Origin of the sequence: Flavobacterium dankookense, assembly GCF_004362665.1 — a bacterium.
GTDB classification, from domain to species: Bacteria; Bacteroidota; Bacteroidia; order Flavobacteriales; family Flavobacteriaceae; genus Flavobacterium; species Flavobacterium dankookense.
Genome location: NZ_SNXR01000016.1, coordinates 105,067 through 120,160 on the forward strand (window position 1 = coordinate 105,067; position 15,094 = coordinate 120,160).

Annotated in this window: 14 protein-coding genes; 9 read left to right on the forward strand and 5 right to left on the reverse strand. The window is 32.6% G+C overall.

Translation table 11 applies throughout. The annotated features are described in order from the left end of the window. Window positions 1–60: 60 nt before the first annotated feature. Window positions 61–213, reverse strand: coding sequence for a hypothetical protein (locus tag BC748_RS14215; RefSeq protein WP_162846464.1), 153 nt, complete (start codon window positions 211–213; stop codon window positions 61–63). A gap of 120 nt (window positions 214–333) precedes the next feature. On the opposite strand from BC748_RS14215, the gene fabG reads away from it, so the two are divergent. The 3 genes from fabG to BC748_RS12095 are packed head-to-tail and all read left to right on the forward strand — an operon-like array spanning window position 334 to window position 3,554. Then, entirely contained in the window at window positions 334–1,080 is a 747-nt protein-coding gene (gene fabG, locus BC748_RS12085) for a 3-oxoacyl-[acyl-carrier-protein] reductase (protein ID WP_133533756.1), read from the forward strand. A 45-nt stretch (window positions 1,081–1,125) separates the two neighbouring features. Then, a complete protein-coding gene (locus BC748_RS12090; RefSeq protein ID WP_133533757.1) occupies window positions 1,126–1,500 on the forward strand; it encodes a four helix bundle protein in 375 nt (124 codons plus the stop codon). 26 nt (window positions 1,501–1,526) lie between these two features. Beyond that, on the forward strand, window positions 1,527–3,554 hold the full coding sequence (locus BC748_RS12095) for a hypothetical protein (protein WP_133533758.1): 2,028 nt from the start codon (window positions 1,527–1,529) through the stop codon (window positions 3,552–3,554). A 1-nt stretch (window position 3,555) separates the two neighbouring features. Here the strand turns inward: BC748_RS12095 and BC748_RS12100 are convergent, their stop codons facing one another. Together BC748_RS12100 and BC748_RS12105 are read right to left on the reverse strand one after the other, a co-directional pair. Further along, a complete protein-coding gene (locus tag BC748_RS12100) occupies window positions 3,556–4,278 on the reverse strand; it encodes a YoaK family protein (protein ID WP_133533759.1) in 723 nt (240 codons plus the stop codon). Window positions 4,279–4,331: 53 nt separating this feature from the next. Further along, on the reverse strand, window positions 4,332–6,425 hold the full coding sequence (locus BC748_RS12105) for an LTA synthase family protein (RefSeq protein ID WP_133533760.1): 2,094 nt from the start codon (window positions 6,423–6,425) through the stop codon (window positions 4,332–4,334). Window positions 6,426–6,532: 107 nt separating this feature from the next. Between BC748_RS12105 and BC748_RS12110 the strand changes: the two genes are divergently transcribed. The 6 genes from BC748_RS12110 (at window position 6,533) to BC748_RS12135 (ending at window position 13,395) form a co-directional block, all read left to right on the forward strand. Further along, window positions 6,533–7,195: a response regulator transcription factor gene (locus tag BC748_RS12110; RefSeq protein WP_133533761.1), complete on the forward strand. Its 663-nt coding sequence runs from the start codon at window positions 6,533–6,535 to the stop codon at window positions 7,193–7,195. 2 nt (window positions 7,196–7,197) lie between these two features. Next, window positions 7,198–8,586: a sensor histidine kinase gene (locus BC748_RS12115; RefSeq protein ID WP_133533762.1), complete on the forward strand. Its 1,389-nt coding sequence runs from the start codon at window positions 7,198–7,200 to the stop codon at window positions 8,584–8,586. A gap of 190 nt (window positions 8,587–8,776) precedes the next feature. Then, entirely contained in the window at window positions 8,777–9,919 is a 1,143-nt protein-coding gene (locus tag BC748_RS12120) for an alpha/beta hydrolase (protein ID WP_133533763.1), read from the forward strand. Window positions 9,920–10,035: 116 nt separating this feature from the next. Beyond that, window positions 10,036–11,457 (forward strand): leucyl aminopeptidase family protein, encoded by a 1,422-nt coding sequence (locus tag BC748_RS12125; protein WP_133533764.1) that lies wholly within the window; start codon window positions 10,036–10,038, stop codon window positions 11,455–11,457. Window positions 11,458–11,460: 3 nt separating this feature from the next. After that, window positions 11,461–12,681: an ATP-grasp domain-containing protein gene (locus BC748_RS12130; protein WP_133533765.1), complete on the forward strand. Its 1,221-nt coding sequence runs from the start codon at window positions 11,461–11,463 to the stop codon at window positions 12,679–12,681. Between the two features lie 171 nt (window positions 12,682–12,852). Then, on the forward strand, window positions 12,853–13,395 hold the full coding sequence (locus BC748_RS12135; protein WP_133533766.1) for a hypothetical protein: 543 nt from the start codon (window positions 12,853–12,855) through the stop codon (window positions 13,393–13,395). A gap of 10 nt (window positions 13,396–13,405) precedes the next feature. Here the strand turns inward: BC748_RS12135 and BC748_RS12140 are convergent, their stop codons facing one another. Together BC748_RS12140 and BC748_RS12145 are read right to left on the reverse strand one after the other, a co-directional pair. Further along, entirely contained in the window at window positions 13,406–13,873 is a 468-nt protein-coding gene (locus BC748_RS12140; protein WP_133533767.1) for a hypothetical protein, read from the reverse strand. Between the two features lie 2 nt (window positions 13,874–13,875). After that, the gene (locus BC748_RS12145; protein WP_133533768.1) at window positions 13,876–15,066 is read right to left on the reverse strand and encodes a hypothetical protein; all 1,191 of its coding nucleotides are present in this window, start codon (window positions 15,064–15,066) and stop codon (window positions 13,876–13,878) included. Window positions 15,067–15,094 lie beyond the last annotated feature (28 nt).

Here is a 15,094-nt window from a genome sequence, read left to right on the forward strand (position 1 = left end):
TCTTAAACTTTTAATTTATTACTCTTTAGTTAAAAATTCGTAACAGATTGGTTTTCCGTTTTATTCTGCTGTGCCTTTCGCATCGTCTCTAAATTTTTTCAATATCGCTTTGCGTAGCGCTAAACTTGCTGCTTTTTTGGCTTTGGCTTTGTCTTGTGCTTTGTGCAACTTATCGTTGTGTGCCTTGATGTTCTTTTCGTTATTTCGTCCCATGGTGTGTTGAATTATTTTTCAAAAATAGTGTTAATTTTAAAAGAACTGTTATTTTCCCTTCCTATAAAATATGCTATATTTGGCGTTTGAATAAAAGAATACAACCTAACTTTTTATATTATGAAATTACTAGAAGGAAAAGTAGCCATTATCACTGGCGCAAGTAGAGGAATAGGTAGCGGAATAGCTAAGACTTTTGCAGAACACGGAGCGAATGTTGCTTTTACATACAGTTCATCTGCCGAAAGCGCATTGGTTCTAGAAAATGAATTATCGGCGATGGGAATCAAAGCTAAAGGATATAAATCAAACGCAGCTGACTTTAACGAAGCGCAAAAACTAGTAGATGATGTTATGGCTGATTTTGGCAATGTAGATGTGCTTATCAACAACGCCGGAATTACCAAAGACAATCTGTTAATGCGAATGAGCGAAGAGGATTTTGATAAAGTAATTGAAATCAATTTGAAATCGGTTTTCAATATGACAAAAGCGGTTCAAAAAATCATGTTGAAAAACCGCAAAGGTTCTATCGTTAACATGAGTAGTGTAGTAGGAGTGAAAGGTAATGCTGGACAAGCTAACTATGCCGCTTCAAAAGCAGGAATGATTGGTTTTACTAAATCAGTTGCTTTGGAACTAGGTTCAAGAAATATCCGTTGCAACGCCATTGCACCAGGTTTTATTGAAACCGAAATGACGGCTAAGTTAAACGATGATGTAGTGCAAGGTTGGAGAGATTCCATTCCGTTGAAACGTGGTGGAACGCCAGAAGATGTAGCTAATGCGTGTTTGTTCTTTGCCTCTGATATGAGTGCTTATGTTTCAGGACAGGTGTTGAATGTTTGTGGAGGAATGCTTACTTAGTGGTCAGTGGTCAGTTTTTAGTGGTCAGTTAAATAGTAGATATATATGACGTTTCAGGATTTATTGGCTTATCAGAAATCATTTGATTTGGCTATGCGTATATTTGAACTGACAAAATCTTTTCCAAAAGAAGAAACCTATTCGTTAACAGACCAGATTAGACGCTCATCAAGAAGTGTTCCTGCAACAATTGCTGAAGCTTATAGAAAAAGAATATATCCAAAAAATTTTCATAGTAAATTAACGGATAGTGATGCTGAAAACTCAGAAACACAAGTCTGGTTAGAGTTTGCTCTTAAGTGTAATTATGTTAATCAAACCGTTTTCAATGAATTGCTTGCAAATAGCATAGAGGTTGGAAAACTTATAAATTATATGATATTAAATCCTGCCAAATTTGGTGTAAAAACTGATCACTAAAAACTGACCACTGATCACTAAAATATATGAATTCGACAACAATCTTACTTCTTCTATTATCAATATTAATTGCTGCCGGCGTTTCATTTTACCAATACATTTATAAAGTCAAAAGCAGGACGAAAGTTACCTTGCTTTTGGCTTTTTTGCGTTTTATTACTGTTTTTGGACTTTTACTTTTATTAATCAACCCAATTGTTAGTAGAAAAACAATAGAAACGGTCAAAACACCATTTCCAATAGTTATTGATAACTCTGCCTCAATAGCCGATTTGAAAGCGGACAAAGCAGCCATGGAGTTGTTTGATAAACTAAAAGACAATACCGCTTTAGCCGATAAGTTTGAGGTTCAAACCTATCAGTTTGATGAGGAGTTTTTACCGTCGGATACTATCAACTTTAGAGGAAAGCAATCTAATCTTGACGTGGTTGCTAAAAACCTAAAAAGCATCTACAAAAACCAAAAATTTCCAACGGTTTTAATAACGGATGGAAACCAAACTTCGGGTGAAGATTATGTATTTACTTTTGATGCGCAAAATAAAGTATATCCTTTGGTGGTTGGCGACACGACAACGTATTTAGATTTAAGAATTGCTCAGCTTAACGTTAATAAATACGCTTTTCACAAGAACAAATTCCCGGTTGAAGTTTTTTTGAATTATGCTGGAACGAAATCCATCAACGCAAGTTTTAAAATCACTCAAGGCAATTCGGTTTTAAACCAGCAAACGGTTTCTTTTTCGCCTTCAAAAAAATCGGCAACGTTGACTGTTTTGCTACCATCGGATAAAGTTGGGTTGCAAATTTTCAAAGCCACTATTTCTTCTACATCGCAAGAGAAAAACACCTATAATAATACGAAGAACTTTGCTGTTGAAGTCATTGATCAAAAAACTGAAGTAGCGCTGATTGCAGATGTTTCGCATCCTGATTTAGGTGCTATAAAACGAAGTATTGAAACTAATGCGCAACGAAAAGTAACCTTGCTTAAACCTAATCAAGTCAAAGACTTGCGCGATTATAATGTTTTGATTTTGTATCAACCTACTGCTGCTTTCAAATCTATATTTGAACAAAATGCAACTGCTAAAATCAATTCGTGGATTATCACAGGAAATGCAACCGATTATAATTTTTTAAACCAAAATCAAGCCACTTTTGATTTCAAAATGAGCAGTCAAAAGGAAGATTATTTGGCTGTTTTTGATAGTCAGTTTAACCTTTTTGCACTTGACAATATAGGTTTTGAACAATTTCCTCCGTTGGAACATCCTTTTGGTGCGATTACGGCTTCAGGAAATGTGAATGTGCTTTTGGCTTCAACCATTCGCAATATAGAAACCAATCAACCACTATTAGCTTTTAGCGAAAATCAAGGAAAACGCGAAGCTAACCTTTTTGGTGAAAACATATGGAAATGGCGCGCTGCAACTTATTTAAAAGATAAAAATTTCGAAGCATTTGATGTGTTTTTAGATAAAACTATTCAATATTTGGCTTCTAATAATTCGAGAAAATCGCTTTTAGTAACACACGAACGTTTTTATAACTCTGGAGAAGCTATTGAAATCACGGCACAATATTTCAATAAAAATTATGAATTAGACGAAAAAGCCCGACTTTCAATTACCGTAACCAATACTAAAACCAAGCAACAAAAGAAATACGATTTGTTGCGAACAACCAATGCTTTTAAAGTAAATTTAGATGGTTTGTCTGCAGGAAGTTATTCGTTTACAGTAAAAGAATTGAATTCAAATTCGAGTTATAGTAGTGGTTTTGAAGTTTTAGATTTTGATATCGAAAAACAATTCGTAAATCCAGATTGGAACAAATTAAATCAACTTGCCAATCAAACCAACGGAAAAGCGTATCTACCAAATCAATTGGAAACAGTAGTCAAACAATTACTTGCTGATGAAAGTTATAAAGCCATTCAAAAAACAATTGTAAAAAAATCACCTTTAGTAGATTGGGTTTGGTTGTTAGTTTTATTGGCAATCACCTTGGCCTCGGAATGGTTTATTAGAAAATATAACGGTTTGTTATAGATTACATTTCTTTATTGTTTGCTGCTATTTTTAATCGGATAAAATCATAAAAAAGCGCTATTATCAAAACGATACATGCCAAGAGTAATGTTTTTATCTTTAGATAATTATAAGCAAAACCGCCCAACACACAACCGATAAAGAAGAATACAATAATAGACAATCGCAAGGATATTGTTTTCTTAAGCTGGCTTTGCTCTTCTGGTTTTTTGAAGAAAAACAATTGCGAAAGTTCAATGCCTAAATCCGTAAACAAACCCGTTAAATGCGTCGTTCTAACAGTTGATTGAGAAACTTTAGTCACTAACGAATTTTGAATTCCCATGGCTAATAATAGGAGGAAAGCAGTCATTTTTCCTTCTGTGGTATAAATGCTATTTGGAACAAAAAATAATGCAACACAAAGCAGTATACTTATTTCAAGAAAAATAGGAGTTATGTAAGCTAACCTTGGTTTTCGGGTGATTACAAATTCAACGATAAAGTTGGCTATAAACGATCCAAGTAAAAAGCATAAGGTAAAAACTAGAAAAGTTAAGGCAATACGATAATCATGTCGCATTATTTCTTCGGCAAAAAAAGCAAAATGTCCCGTTACATTTGTAGTTAACATTTTGATAGATAAAACTCCAGTAATATTTACTATACCAGCAACTAACGATAAGAGAGTTGCCAAGCGAATATTATGGGTAAAAGTTCGGTTTTTGCCGTGATGGACAAACATAACATTATGTTTAAATTATAGATAAAGATACGCTATTTCATTACCTTAAAACATTACTTATTTAGTTTTTTATTTTGCAGTAAATAAGCTGTTGTTTGATAAAAAGCAACCGTTTCATCTATCAAATCTTGTCGAAGTTCACGCAATGGTTTTTCGATGTAATGGATTTCATATTCGGGTTTTATTTTATCGTTATGTTTTTGTTCTAAACTGTATTGTTTCACTTGTTTTACTGGCGATAGAATAGTAATTACATTATCTTTTATTAATCCCAAATCTTGATACGTAGCTACAAAAGCACGTGGATTGTAGTCTTCATTAAAAACATCTTGTCCATAAAACTTACTGCTATAATCAAAGTGAAGTAAACCAAATAACGTTGGCATCAAATCAATTTGCGACATTAGCGTTGGAATGTGTTTGGCTTCTACAAATCCTGGCGCATAAATGAAAGCTGGAATTCTATATTTTTCTAATGGTAGTTCCGTTTTCCCTGAACTTGACGCACAATGATCGGCTACAATAACAAAAATGGTGTTTTTGAACCAAGTTTGTTTTTCTGCCATCAAAAAGAACTGTTTCATGGCATAATCGGTATATTTTACACCACCATTTCTTGACTTAGCATCAGAAGGAATATCAATTTTACCATCAGGATAAGTAAATGGTCTGTGATTACTTACCGTCATAATATGATTAAAAAAAGGTTTGTTTTGACTGTCTTCTTTGTTCATTTCTTTAATGGCTTTTCGATACATATCTTCATCGCAAACGCCCCAAATATTATCAAAAGTAATTTCATTCGGAAGGAATGTTTTTTTATCAATAACGTCATAGCCATTACCACCAAAAAAATCATCCATATTATCAAAATAAGCATCGCCGCCATACATGTACTTGACTTGATATCCTTTGTCTTTGAAGATACTAGCGGTAGAAAATTTATTTTTATTGTCTTTACGTTTTACAATACTTTCGGCAGCACTCGGCGGAAGACAAAGCGTTACAGCTTCTAGCCCGCGAACGGTTCTGTTTCCTGTTGCATACATGTTGGTAAAATGCAAACTCTTCTTTGCTAACGAATCTAAAAAAGGAGTAATGTGTTTTTCATTTCCAAACGAAGTCATAAACTCTTCACTTAGGCTTTCCACAGTTATTAAGACCACATTTTTCTTTAACTCTGTACTGTCATAATTGATTTCTCGAATGGTGTTTTTGTTTTTAATTCCTTTCAATTGATTTTGTAAAATGCCGAAAGCATCGTTAATCGCCATCGTTTTGTAATAGGAATTGTAATCCAACTCACTGTTGTTAAATGCAGTGTAAAACTTGTAAATACCATTGGCTTGAATTTCATTAACAAAAACATTATTGGACGATTCTTTTTTAGCAAGCGTTGGAATTAGAAATAAGGAAATGCTGAATAGAATACTATAAAGAAGTATATTTTTTTTCTTTTGATTAAAAGTAGGAAGGTTATCCAATAGTGATTTTGAATTTTTTACTATCCAATACGTGATTAAAATAGTAATAATGCCTATACCTGTAAACAATGGAATAACAGGATAAGACTCCATTATATTTCCAATAACAGCATTAGTATAAACCAAATAGTCAACCGCAATAAAGTTATATCGAACACCAAACTCGTTCCAAAAGAAAAACTCACTAACCGAATTTTGAACCATTATCAAAACAAAAAGAAATACGGCAATCGAAAAAAGAACCAACCGAATTTTATTTCTGTACTGAGGGAAAAACAATAGTAATCCAAAAAGAACAGTTTTTATTGCAATAAAACTAATCCCAATTTCGGGCAAAGAACCTCCATATTCATTCAGTATTGTATTGAAAAAACTAACGTACAATAACAACAAACAAAGCACTACAAAAATAAAATAACCCAAAGGTTTTTTATATTTAGAATTGGATAAAAACAAAATGTAAATCCAAAATAAACTGCTTCCAACAATGAAAAGCAAAATATCAGATAAAAAACCCAATCCAAAAATCTTGACAATTTCTAAGAACGTAAAATCAGATTGTGTGATAGGATGCAAAATAAATACAAATCGGAGTAGAAAATTTAGAGAAAGATAAACAACCAGAAGATTTATAAATAGCGCGTACTTTTGTTTTTTGAGCATTTAGTTGATTTGGATAAAATTAATAGTAGCTTAATTTTTTGACTACCTTAAATGTAATCAAAAATTTGTGATACTTTTATAACATCTTAAAATATAATTACCCTACTATGAAACTTTTATTAGTTGAAGACGAAATAGGAATTATGCAATTTCTCCAACAAGGTTTGGAAGAAGAAGGATATGAAGTGCAAACTGCCAATAATGGTGAAACGGGTTTAGAATTAGCACTAAACCATAAGTTTGATTTAATTCTTCTCGATTGGATGTTACCAAAAATGACTGGACTTGAAATCTGTAAAGCCTTTCGAGAAAAGAATACCACAACTCCAATTTTATTCTTAACCGCTAAAGATACAGTTCAAGAAACGGTTGAAGGATTAAAAGCAGGAGCAAATGATTACATCAAAAAACCTTTCAGCTTTGATGAATTACTCGAGAGAATAAAAGTGCAATTGCGCGATAAAATAAACACTCCCGTTTTAGTACTTGGCAATGTTAAAATTGATTTGCAAAAACATGCTGTCACGGTTGATGGAAATGAAGTGTCGTTAACTCAAAAAGAGTTTGATCTGCTTCATTATTTGGTAAAAAACAAAGGGAAAGTATGTACTAGAACAGAGATTATACAAGACGTCTGGGATATTCATTTTGAGTATGATACAGGTGTTATTGATGTTTTTATGAATGCCATTCGAAAAAAATTAAATTTAAAAGTTGAAGAAGATTTTATTAAAACCATTCGAGGAGTTGGCTATATGGCTAATGATTAAAAATGAAACAGTTATCGTTTAAAAATAGGATTGCATCCAATTATATTATTACCACAGCATTGTTAATTTTTGTGGTGTTTTTTGTTATTTATTCTATTGTAAAATTTAGTGTTTATGTTAGAGTTAACAACGAAATTAAAGCTGAAGTTACCAAGCATTTAAAAGAAATTGAGGTTATAGAAAATTGTGTACTTCTCATCCGTGAAGAACAATGGAAGACCAAGCAATTGAACAAAGTAGAAGTCAGTCCGGCATTTATTCAATTTGTTGATGAACTTGGCGCTTTGGTTGAAAAATCGCCCAACTTAAAGCAGAAACAGTTAAAATATAATAATAAAGAACTAGCCAACGAACTGTTTGATACTAAGTTAGAAAATATTGCTGTTCGTCAAATTCAAGTGCCTTTATATCAAGGTTCTAAAATTATTGGTTATCTCATTGTTGCTATGTCGTTGGAAGATTCCGTAATGGTTTTAGATAATCTTTTCAAAATTTTATTGATTGCTTATCCTTTGATTATGTTGGTGCTTTTCTTGATTGCTCGTTTCATTGCTGGACGTAGTATAAAACCAATAAGTGCAATTATTGAAACTTCAAATTTTATTACGAAAGACAACTTGAAATCGAGAATTCCATTGCCACAAAACAAAGACGAATTGCATTTGCTTTCGCATACAATTAATGACTTGTTGGATAGAATAGAAAATGCCGTGGTTCGTGAAAAACAATTCACTTCTGATGCATCACATGAGCTTAGAACTCCGTTAGCCGTTATAAAAGGAACACTTGAAGTATTAATCAGAAAAGAAAGAAAACCAGAGGAATACAAAGAAAAAATAGAATATTGTGTTCAAGAGGTAAATCGATTAAACCATTTGGTCGACGAGCTACTTTTATTAGCCAGATTTGAAAACCAAAGGCAAAATTTAAAGCTTGAAAAAGTAAATCTCAATAGTTTACTAACGGATGTTGTTTCAAGAAATTCGCAAGCTATTAAAGAACAAAAACTAAAATGCACTACTGAATTTTCAAATGAAGTTAGTGTAAAAACAGATAGTTATTTGTTTTCCATAATCATTAATAATCTATTGACCAACGCGATAAAATATTCCAAAAAAGGTTCCGAAATTGCCATACATTTAGTAGAAGAAAATAACAAAGTGCAATGTTCAATAATTGACTATGGAATTGGTATCGCAAAAGAAGACATGGATAAAATTTTTGATCAATTCTATCGTTCAAAAAACACGCACGAAAGCGATATTAAAGGAACTGGACTTGGATTATCAATCGTAAAGAGATTATGCGATTTACTCGAAATTGATTTGAAAATTGAAAGCCAGGAAAACATTGGAACTAAAGCTATTTTAACCATTTATGATAAAAAATAGACAATCTACCTTTTTATAATTTTAAAAACCTAGTAGCTTTTCTATTAGGTTTTTTTGTTTTTCTACATGAAAAATTAAAATTCAGCAATAAAAAGTAGCCATTTCCGATGATACACTAATTTTTCAAAATCCTTTTGTTTTAAATGGGTAAAAAAGTATATTTACCTTTTACGAAAATTGAAAGAATAGAATGCAAACAGATCAAGAAAATACTATTGAAGATATAGAAAATAAAAAAATAGTTGAACCCCAACTCAATATTATTTTAACCACAGACGAAGACGACGAACGACCAGTTTATATCTCAGGAAATTTCAATAATTGGATTACCCAAGATAAAAAATTTGAAATGGAACGCGTTGGGCAAGGCTTGTATCATTTTAAGTTTGCTCACGATTTCAGTTACCCCGATGAATTACTCTATAAATTCACCCGTGGTGATTGGAGTGAAGTCGAGATTGACAAATTTGGAAATCGTACCGAAAATAGAAGTTGCAAACAAAAAAACGGTGTTCGCAAAGAACATGTTGCAAAATGGCGTCGCAATTGGTTGCCGTTTAAATCCAAGTTTTTACCCAAAGTACATTTAATTTCCGAAGAATTCGAAATCCCGCAGTTGAATAAAACCCGCAGAGTTTGGGCTTTGTTGCCTTATGATTATGATACGTCAACAGAAACCTATCCTGTTCTGTATCTTCAAGACGCTCAAAATTTATTCAATGAAAAAGCGCAATATGGCAATTGGGAAATCGATAAAAAGTTAGCCGTAATGGCAGAATATAACATTGGTAAAATCATTGTTATTGCGGTTGAACATGCCGAAAAAGAACGTATAAAAGAATACAATGTTGGCAATACCGTTTTAGGAAATGGACAAGGAAAAAAATACATTCGCTTTTTAACCGATACATTGAAACCATTTGTAGATGAAAATTTCAGAACTAAACCCGAGCGAGAATTCACTGGAATTGGCGGAAGTTCAATGGGCGGATTAGTCAGTATTTTTTCTGGAATTATGTATCCAGAAGTTTTTGGAAAACTGATGATTTTTTCACCATCACTTTGGGTTGTTCCTAAAATAAAATTGTCTTTCCTTGATATGGATGAACCGCAAGATGCTAGAATTTATCTTTATGCTGGAGGCGATGAAAGTGCAACAATGATTGATCATGTGAAGCAATTTAAAAAACGATTGCTCAAAAAAGAAGGCTACGAAGACAAAATGAAAATCCGTCTTAGTATTAATATGGAAGGAAAACACAACGAAGTGTATTGGAGTGACGAATTCCCAAAAGCCATTGAATGGTTGTATTTTAGTGATAAAAATGAATAAATATATAAAATCCTAAACATTAAAAACTTTGTGAGCTTTTTGCTTTCTTCGTGTTCTTAGTGGCTAAGATGATAATTTGAGGATGCGATTGCTTCGTTCCTCGCAATGACAAAAAAATGAAAACAAAACAAATACAAAATCTAGATAATTTCACAGGAACTATTTTAATTCCGGTTTTTGAAACCAATGCTAAAAGTATTATTCCAATTGAATATCACGGAATTTCTGTGCCATCAAAAGTATTTTACGGAAAGAAAGACACACATTATGTAGTAGAAAAATACGATTGTACTCATATCTTCATTGGATTAGGAAAAGAAATTGACTATAAATCAATTAAAACAATATTTAGAAGAATTTCTTCAAAACAAAAGGAACTTTTTAATAAAAATCTTGTTGTTGTTCTTCCAAATGAGCTTAAAAACGAGCAAGTAGAAGCTTTGTTTTCAGGATTAGTTTTAGGAACGTATAATTTAGGACATTATAAAAAAACGGAAGTACATCCTTTTTTAACGAATGATTTTGTCTTTCAATACATTGCTAAAGAAAATCTAGCCGAAATAATTTCAAAAGGAATTAAAATTGCACAAGCACAACTAGAAACGTTCAACTTAGTTGATTTGCCGCCAAACAAGGTAACACCAAAATACTTAGCTGATTGGGCAACCGAAACTGGAAAAAAATATGGTTTCAATGTAACTGTTTTTGGCAAAGAAAAAGCCACTGAAATTGGTTTGCATTCGTTCCTTTCTGTTGGACAAGGAAGTGCTCGTGAACCACAATTCATTATCATGGAATACAATCCAGCCAATGCCAAAAAACATATTGGTTTGGTTGGAAAAGGAATTACGTTTGATACTGGTGGATTGAATATTAAAACGGCTGGAATGGTTCAAATGAAATGTGATATGGCTGGAGCTGGAGCTGTTCTTGGTGCAATGCAATTGATTGCCGATTTGCAATTACCGTATCGTGTTACTGCCATTGTTCCAGCTTGTGAAAACTCGGTTGATGCTACTTCGTTTTTGCCTAGTGATGTGATTAACAGCTATTCAGGTCACACGATTGAAATCATTGATACTGATGCCGAAGGTCGATTAATTCTTGCCGATGGTTTATCGTACTTGATAAAAAATTACCAACCTGAAACGGTTATTGACTTGGCTACTTTAACCGGAAGCGTTGTTGGAACTTTGGGTTACGAATGTGCTGGTTTGTTTACAAACAATGATGATTTATCAAAAAAACTGCAAAATTCAGGTAGTCAAATAGGAGAGAAGTTGTGGCAATTACCGCTTTGGGACGATTATAAAGGCGATATCGATAGCGAAATTGCCGATGTGAAAAACTATTCTGGAAAACCCGTTGCTGGAGCAATTTCAGCAGCTAAGTTTTTAGAATTTTTCACCGAAAAACATCCATCTTGGGCACATCTTGACATTGCTGGAGTTGCTTTTGGCGACAGCGAATTTTCCAAAACCAAACACGCCACGGCTTATGGCGTACATTTAATTACTAAATTCATCGAAAATCTATAGTATATGGAAAATCCAATCAAAAACTTTATTTGTATTTCCAATTATTTTAAAGGAAATGATTTTTTAATCAATTTAAAAAAACAAGGAAATCGTGTTTACCTAATTACTTCCGAAAAACTTCGTGATAAACCTTGGGCAATGGAATATATTGATGAAATATTTTTTATGCCAGGACAAGATGTTGATTGGAATTTAGACGATTTGCTGGCTGGAGTTGCAGGTTTAATGCGTCATAAAAAAATTGATGGTATTGTTGCTTTGGACGATTTTGATGTAGAAAAAGCAGCGTTTCTCCGTGAAAACCTTCGTATGCCTGGAATGGGACAAACTACTGGAAGATATTTTAGAGATAAATTAGCAATGCGCATGCGTTCCAAAGATGCAGGAATTCCGATTCCGGCGTTTAGTGCATTATTTAACGATGAAGAAATCAATGAATTTGCCGATACGGTTGACGCGCCATGGGTTTTAAAACCGCGTTCCGAAGCTTCGGCATCGGGAATTATGAAAGTACATTCCAAAGAAGAATTATGGCAAAAAATTCATGAATTAGGCGATGAAAATCGTATTAAATATTTGGTAGAACAATTCAAACCTGGAGCGGTTTATCACTGTGATGGATTGAATTTAAATGGTAAAACGGTATTTTCAATTACCTCACAATATTTAGCAACACCAATGGAAATTTCGCAAGGTGGCGGCATTTTTAGAAGTGCCAATATTCCATACAATACCAAAGATGACAAAGAAATAAAAAAGGTAAACGAACAAGTTTTGAAAGCTTTTGGTATGCAACACGGTGCCAATCATACCGAGTTTATCAAATGTAACGATGATGGTAAAATTTACTTTTTAGAAACTTCGTCACGAGTTGGCGGCGCGCATTTAGCCGAAATGGTAGAAGCAGCTTCGGGTGTAAATCTTTGGAGCGAATGGGCAAAAATTGAAGATAGTTTAGTAAAAGGAAAAGAATATAAATTACCAAAAATAAACAAAGGCTTTGCCGGAATTGTGTTGACTTTATCCAAATTCGAATATCCAGATTTGTCTGGTTTCAACGATAGCGAAGTGTGTTTCCGTGTACCACTAGAATACCACGCTGGATTGATTGTAAAAAGTGATAATCACGCCAGAGTTCGAGAATTATTAGATGATTATGCCGAACGATTGGTTCGAGATTTTGCTACAGTTGCACAACAAGAAGCGGTAAAAAAGTTGCATTAATAAGTAACACAAAAATTCACAAATTATTAATTTAAATTTTTCAATCTAAATTAATTATTTTTTTAAACCATTAAGAGATTAAGAAAATTAAGCGCAACAATCTTAATGAAACTTAATATCTTAATGGTTTTATTAACTTAACTTTAATTTACGATTTTAAAAAAAAGTTTCTTGAAAACCTACACCAAACTCAACTTCCACAAACACACATTTTGCCTTTGGCGAGAAGTTTCTTTTGTTGAAATTGAAAATCTACCATTGAGTCACAAAAGCAAATCGGGTAGTGGTTATGTTTTTACAGAAGTTGGCGTGTATCGAATTTCCAATCATTGGGGAAGAGCAGCCAATTGTCGCTGGCGATTAATTGCCGATGAAAATTTTAAATCACAACAAATGAAAGTTGGTTTTGCTCATTGGACCGATTTCTATCCAAATGATGAAACCTCAAAGTTGTTTTTTATAAAAGTAGATTTTATTTCAAATGAAGTAAATTTTTATCACAAACTTTCACCAGATTATGAGCCGAAATATGTTCTAAGAAAAGCTTCTGAAACTGCAAAAATCATTAAAATCATTAAAGAAATTTTAACCGAAACCGCTTGGTCCAAGCATTTACAGTTTAATGATTTGGATGAATTACGAAAGGAAATCGTAGAGCAATTGATTACGACAGAAAAGAGTTTTTTGGAGGTGAAGAAAGAGTATTTAGAATAGTAAAATTATACTATTCTTCAAATTCAATCCATTTTTTTTGGATAAAGAAAAAGTTAGGCACGAAAGTGCTATCCAAAATTTTTATTTTAGCGAAATCATTTTCATATTTTATAAATTTCATTTTAGGTTTAAATGAAACATAATCATAATGAGAACCAAATTTGCATTGAAATGTATTGTTTTCAACTTCATCTGTAAAAGGTGAAAACAGAATTAGTTTTTCTGATTTTTCATTTGGTAATTTATACCCAAAAATTCTAAAATCTTTTTCCCAACTCTGATAAATAGAAATCAAGCTATCACTTTTGCTTATTTCAGCTTTTTGAATATTATCAAAATTAATAGTAATAGTATCTATTTTTTTTATTTCGATTTTATTTACTACTTCTATCGTTTCCTTTTTTTGTTGCACAACCTTTTCTTCTTTCTTTTGGCAAGAACAAAATAGTATTGAGAATATAATGGTTATGATACGCATATTTATTTCTCAAACATTCCAACCGTTCCGCCAACCCAATCTTTATCTTTATTGAATTTTACGCCAATCATTTCGCCACGACTTAGTCGAACTAAATTGGTAACTAATGTTGGTTTTTCGTCATCTTTTGGCCAAACAGCTAGCAAGCGAACTTCGGCTTTTACTAATCCGTCAGGACTTTGAATGATGGGTTTGTAGTGTACTTTTTTCTGAAGAATATATAAATCTTTTTCGGTTACGGCTTCGATATCTTCGCGTTTTACGTGGAAAATAACGCCACTTCCTGAGAAAGAGAACAAAGGTTTTAATACATAATTTTCCAAATCATTTGGAATTTCCTTTAAATCGGATAGGAGTGTGGTTTCTATAAAATACTTTCCTTTTAAATAAGGTAAAATGAATTTACTAATTCGGAAAAACCAGTTCGGATGTCCAGCCCATTCTACATCATAGCGTTTTGAGAAATCAAAATTGAGTTGCAAATCAGTGCGTAAATCCAATTCGTCAAAAATCACACGGTTGTAAATTCGCTTTACTTGAATTTCTTCACCTTTGTCATTTTTATAAAACATCTGATTTCCTTTTTCATACAATTCAGTTACGCAAACAAAAGGAATTCCGATGTCTTGTTTGCAGTAATAAAAGTCGATTTTAGTATTTTGTTTCTCAGGTTCAATTTCCAGCAGAATAACATTTTCAATTGGAATGTTATTAGTGATAACTTCTTTAATTAAAGCTAAATAACTTTCTTGATTTAAACCATTCAGAAAAGGTGTCAATTCAGATAAAAAAGGATAATGCGAAACGAATTTTTCAGATAAATGATTTTGAAAATTGAACAAAGATGGAAATCCTTGTACTTCAATCAACTTAGGAACAATTTGTCCATCTTCTTCACAAATTCCAAAATCGATGGCTAAAAAAGTGGTATGATTATCCTCATTTGGCACTTTTCTATTGAGTTCCAAAGCTCTTTCGGTTAAACTCTTAAAATCATCACGTTGAATAAAATCAATTACTTGTTGACAACCTTCGAGCAATTGTTCTTTTAATTCATTGGAAATAAAAAATGGTGTTTCGCCAATTCTAAACGTTACTTTATAATCAAAATCAGCAGTAATGTCATCTTGCATGGCATTGTATTTTTCTACTGAAAAAGATTGGTTGAATTGGTTTCTATAGTTGGTGTTCATGTTTTAAGTATTAAGATTTGAGTATTAA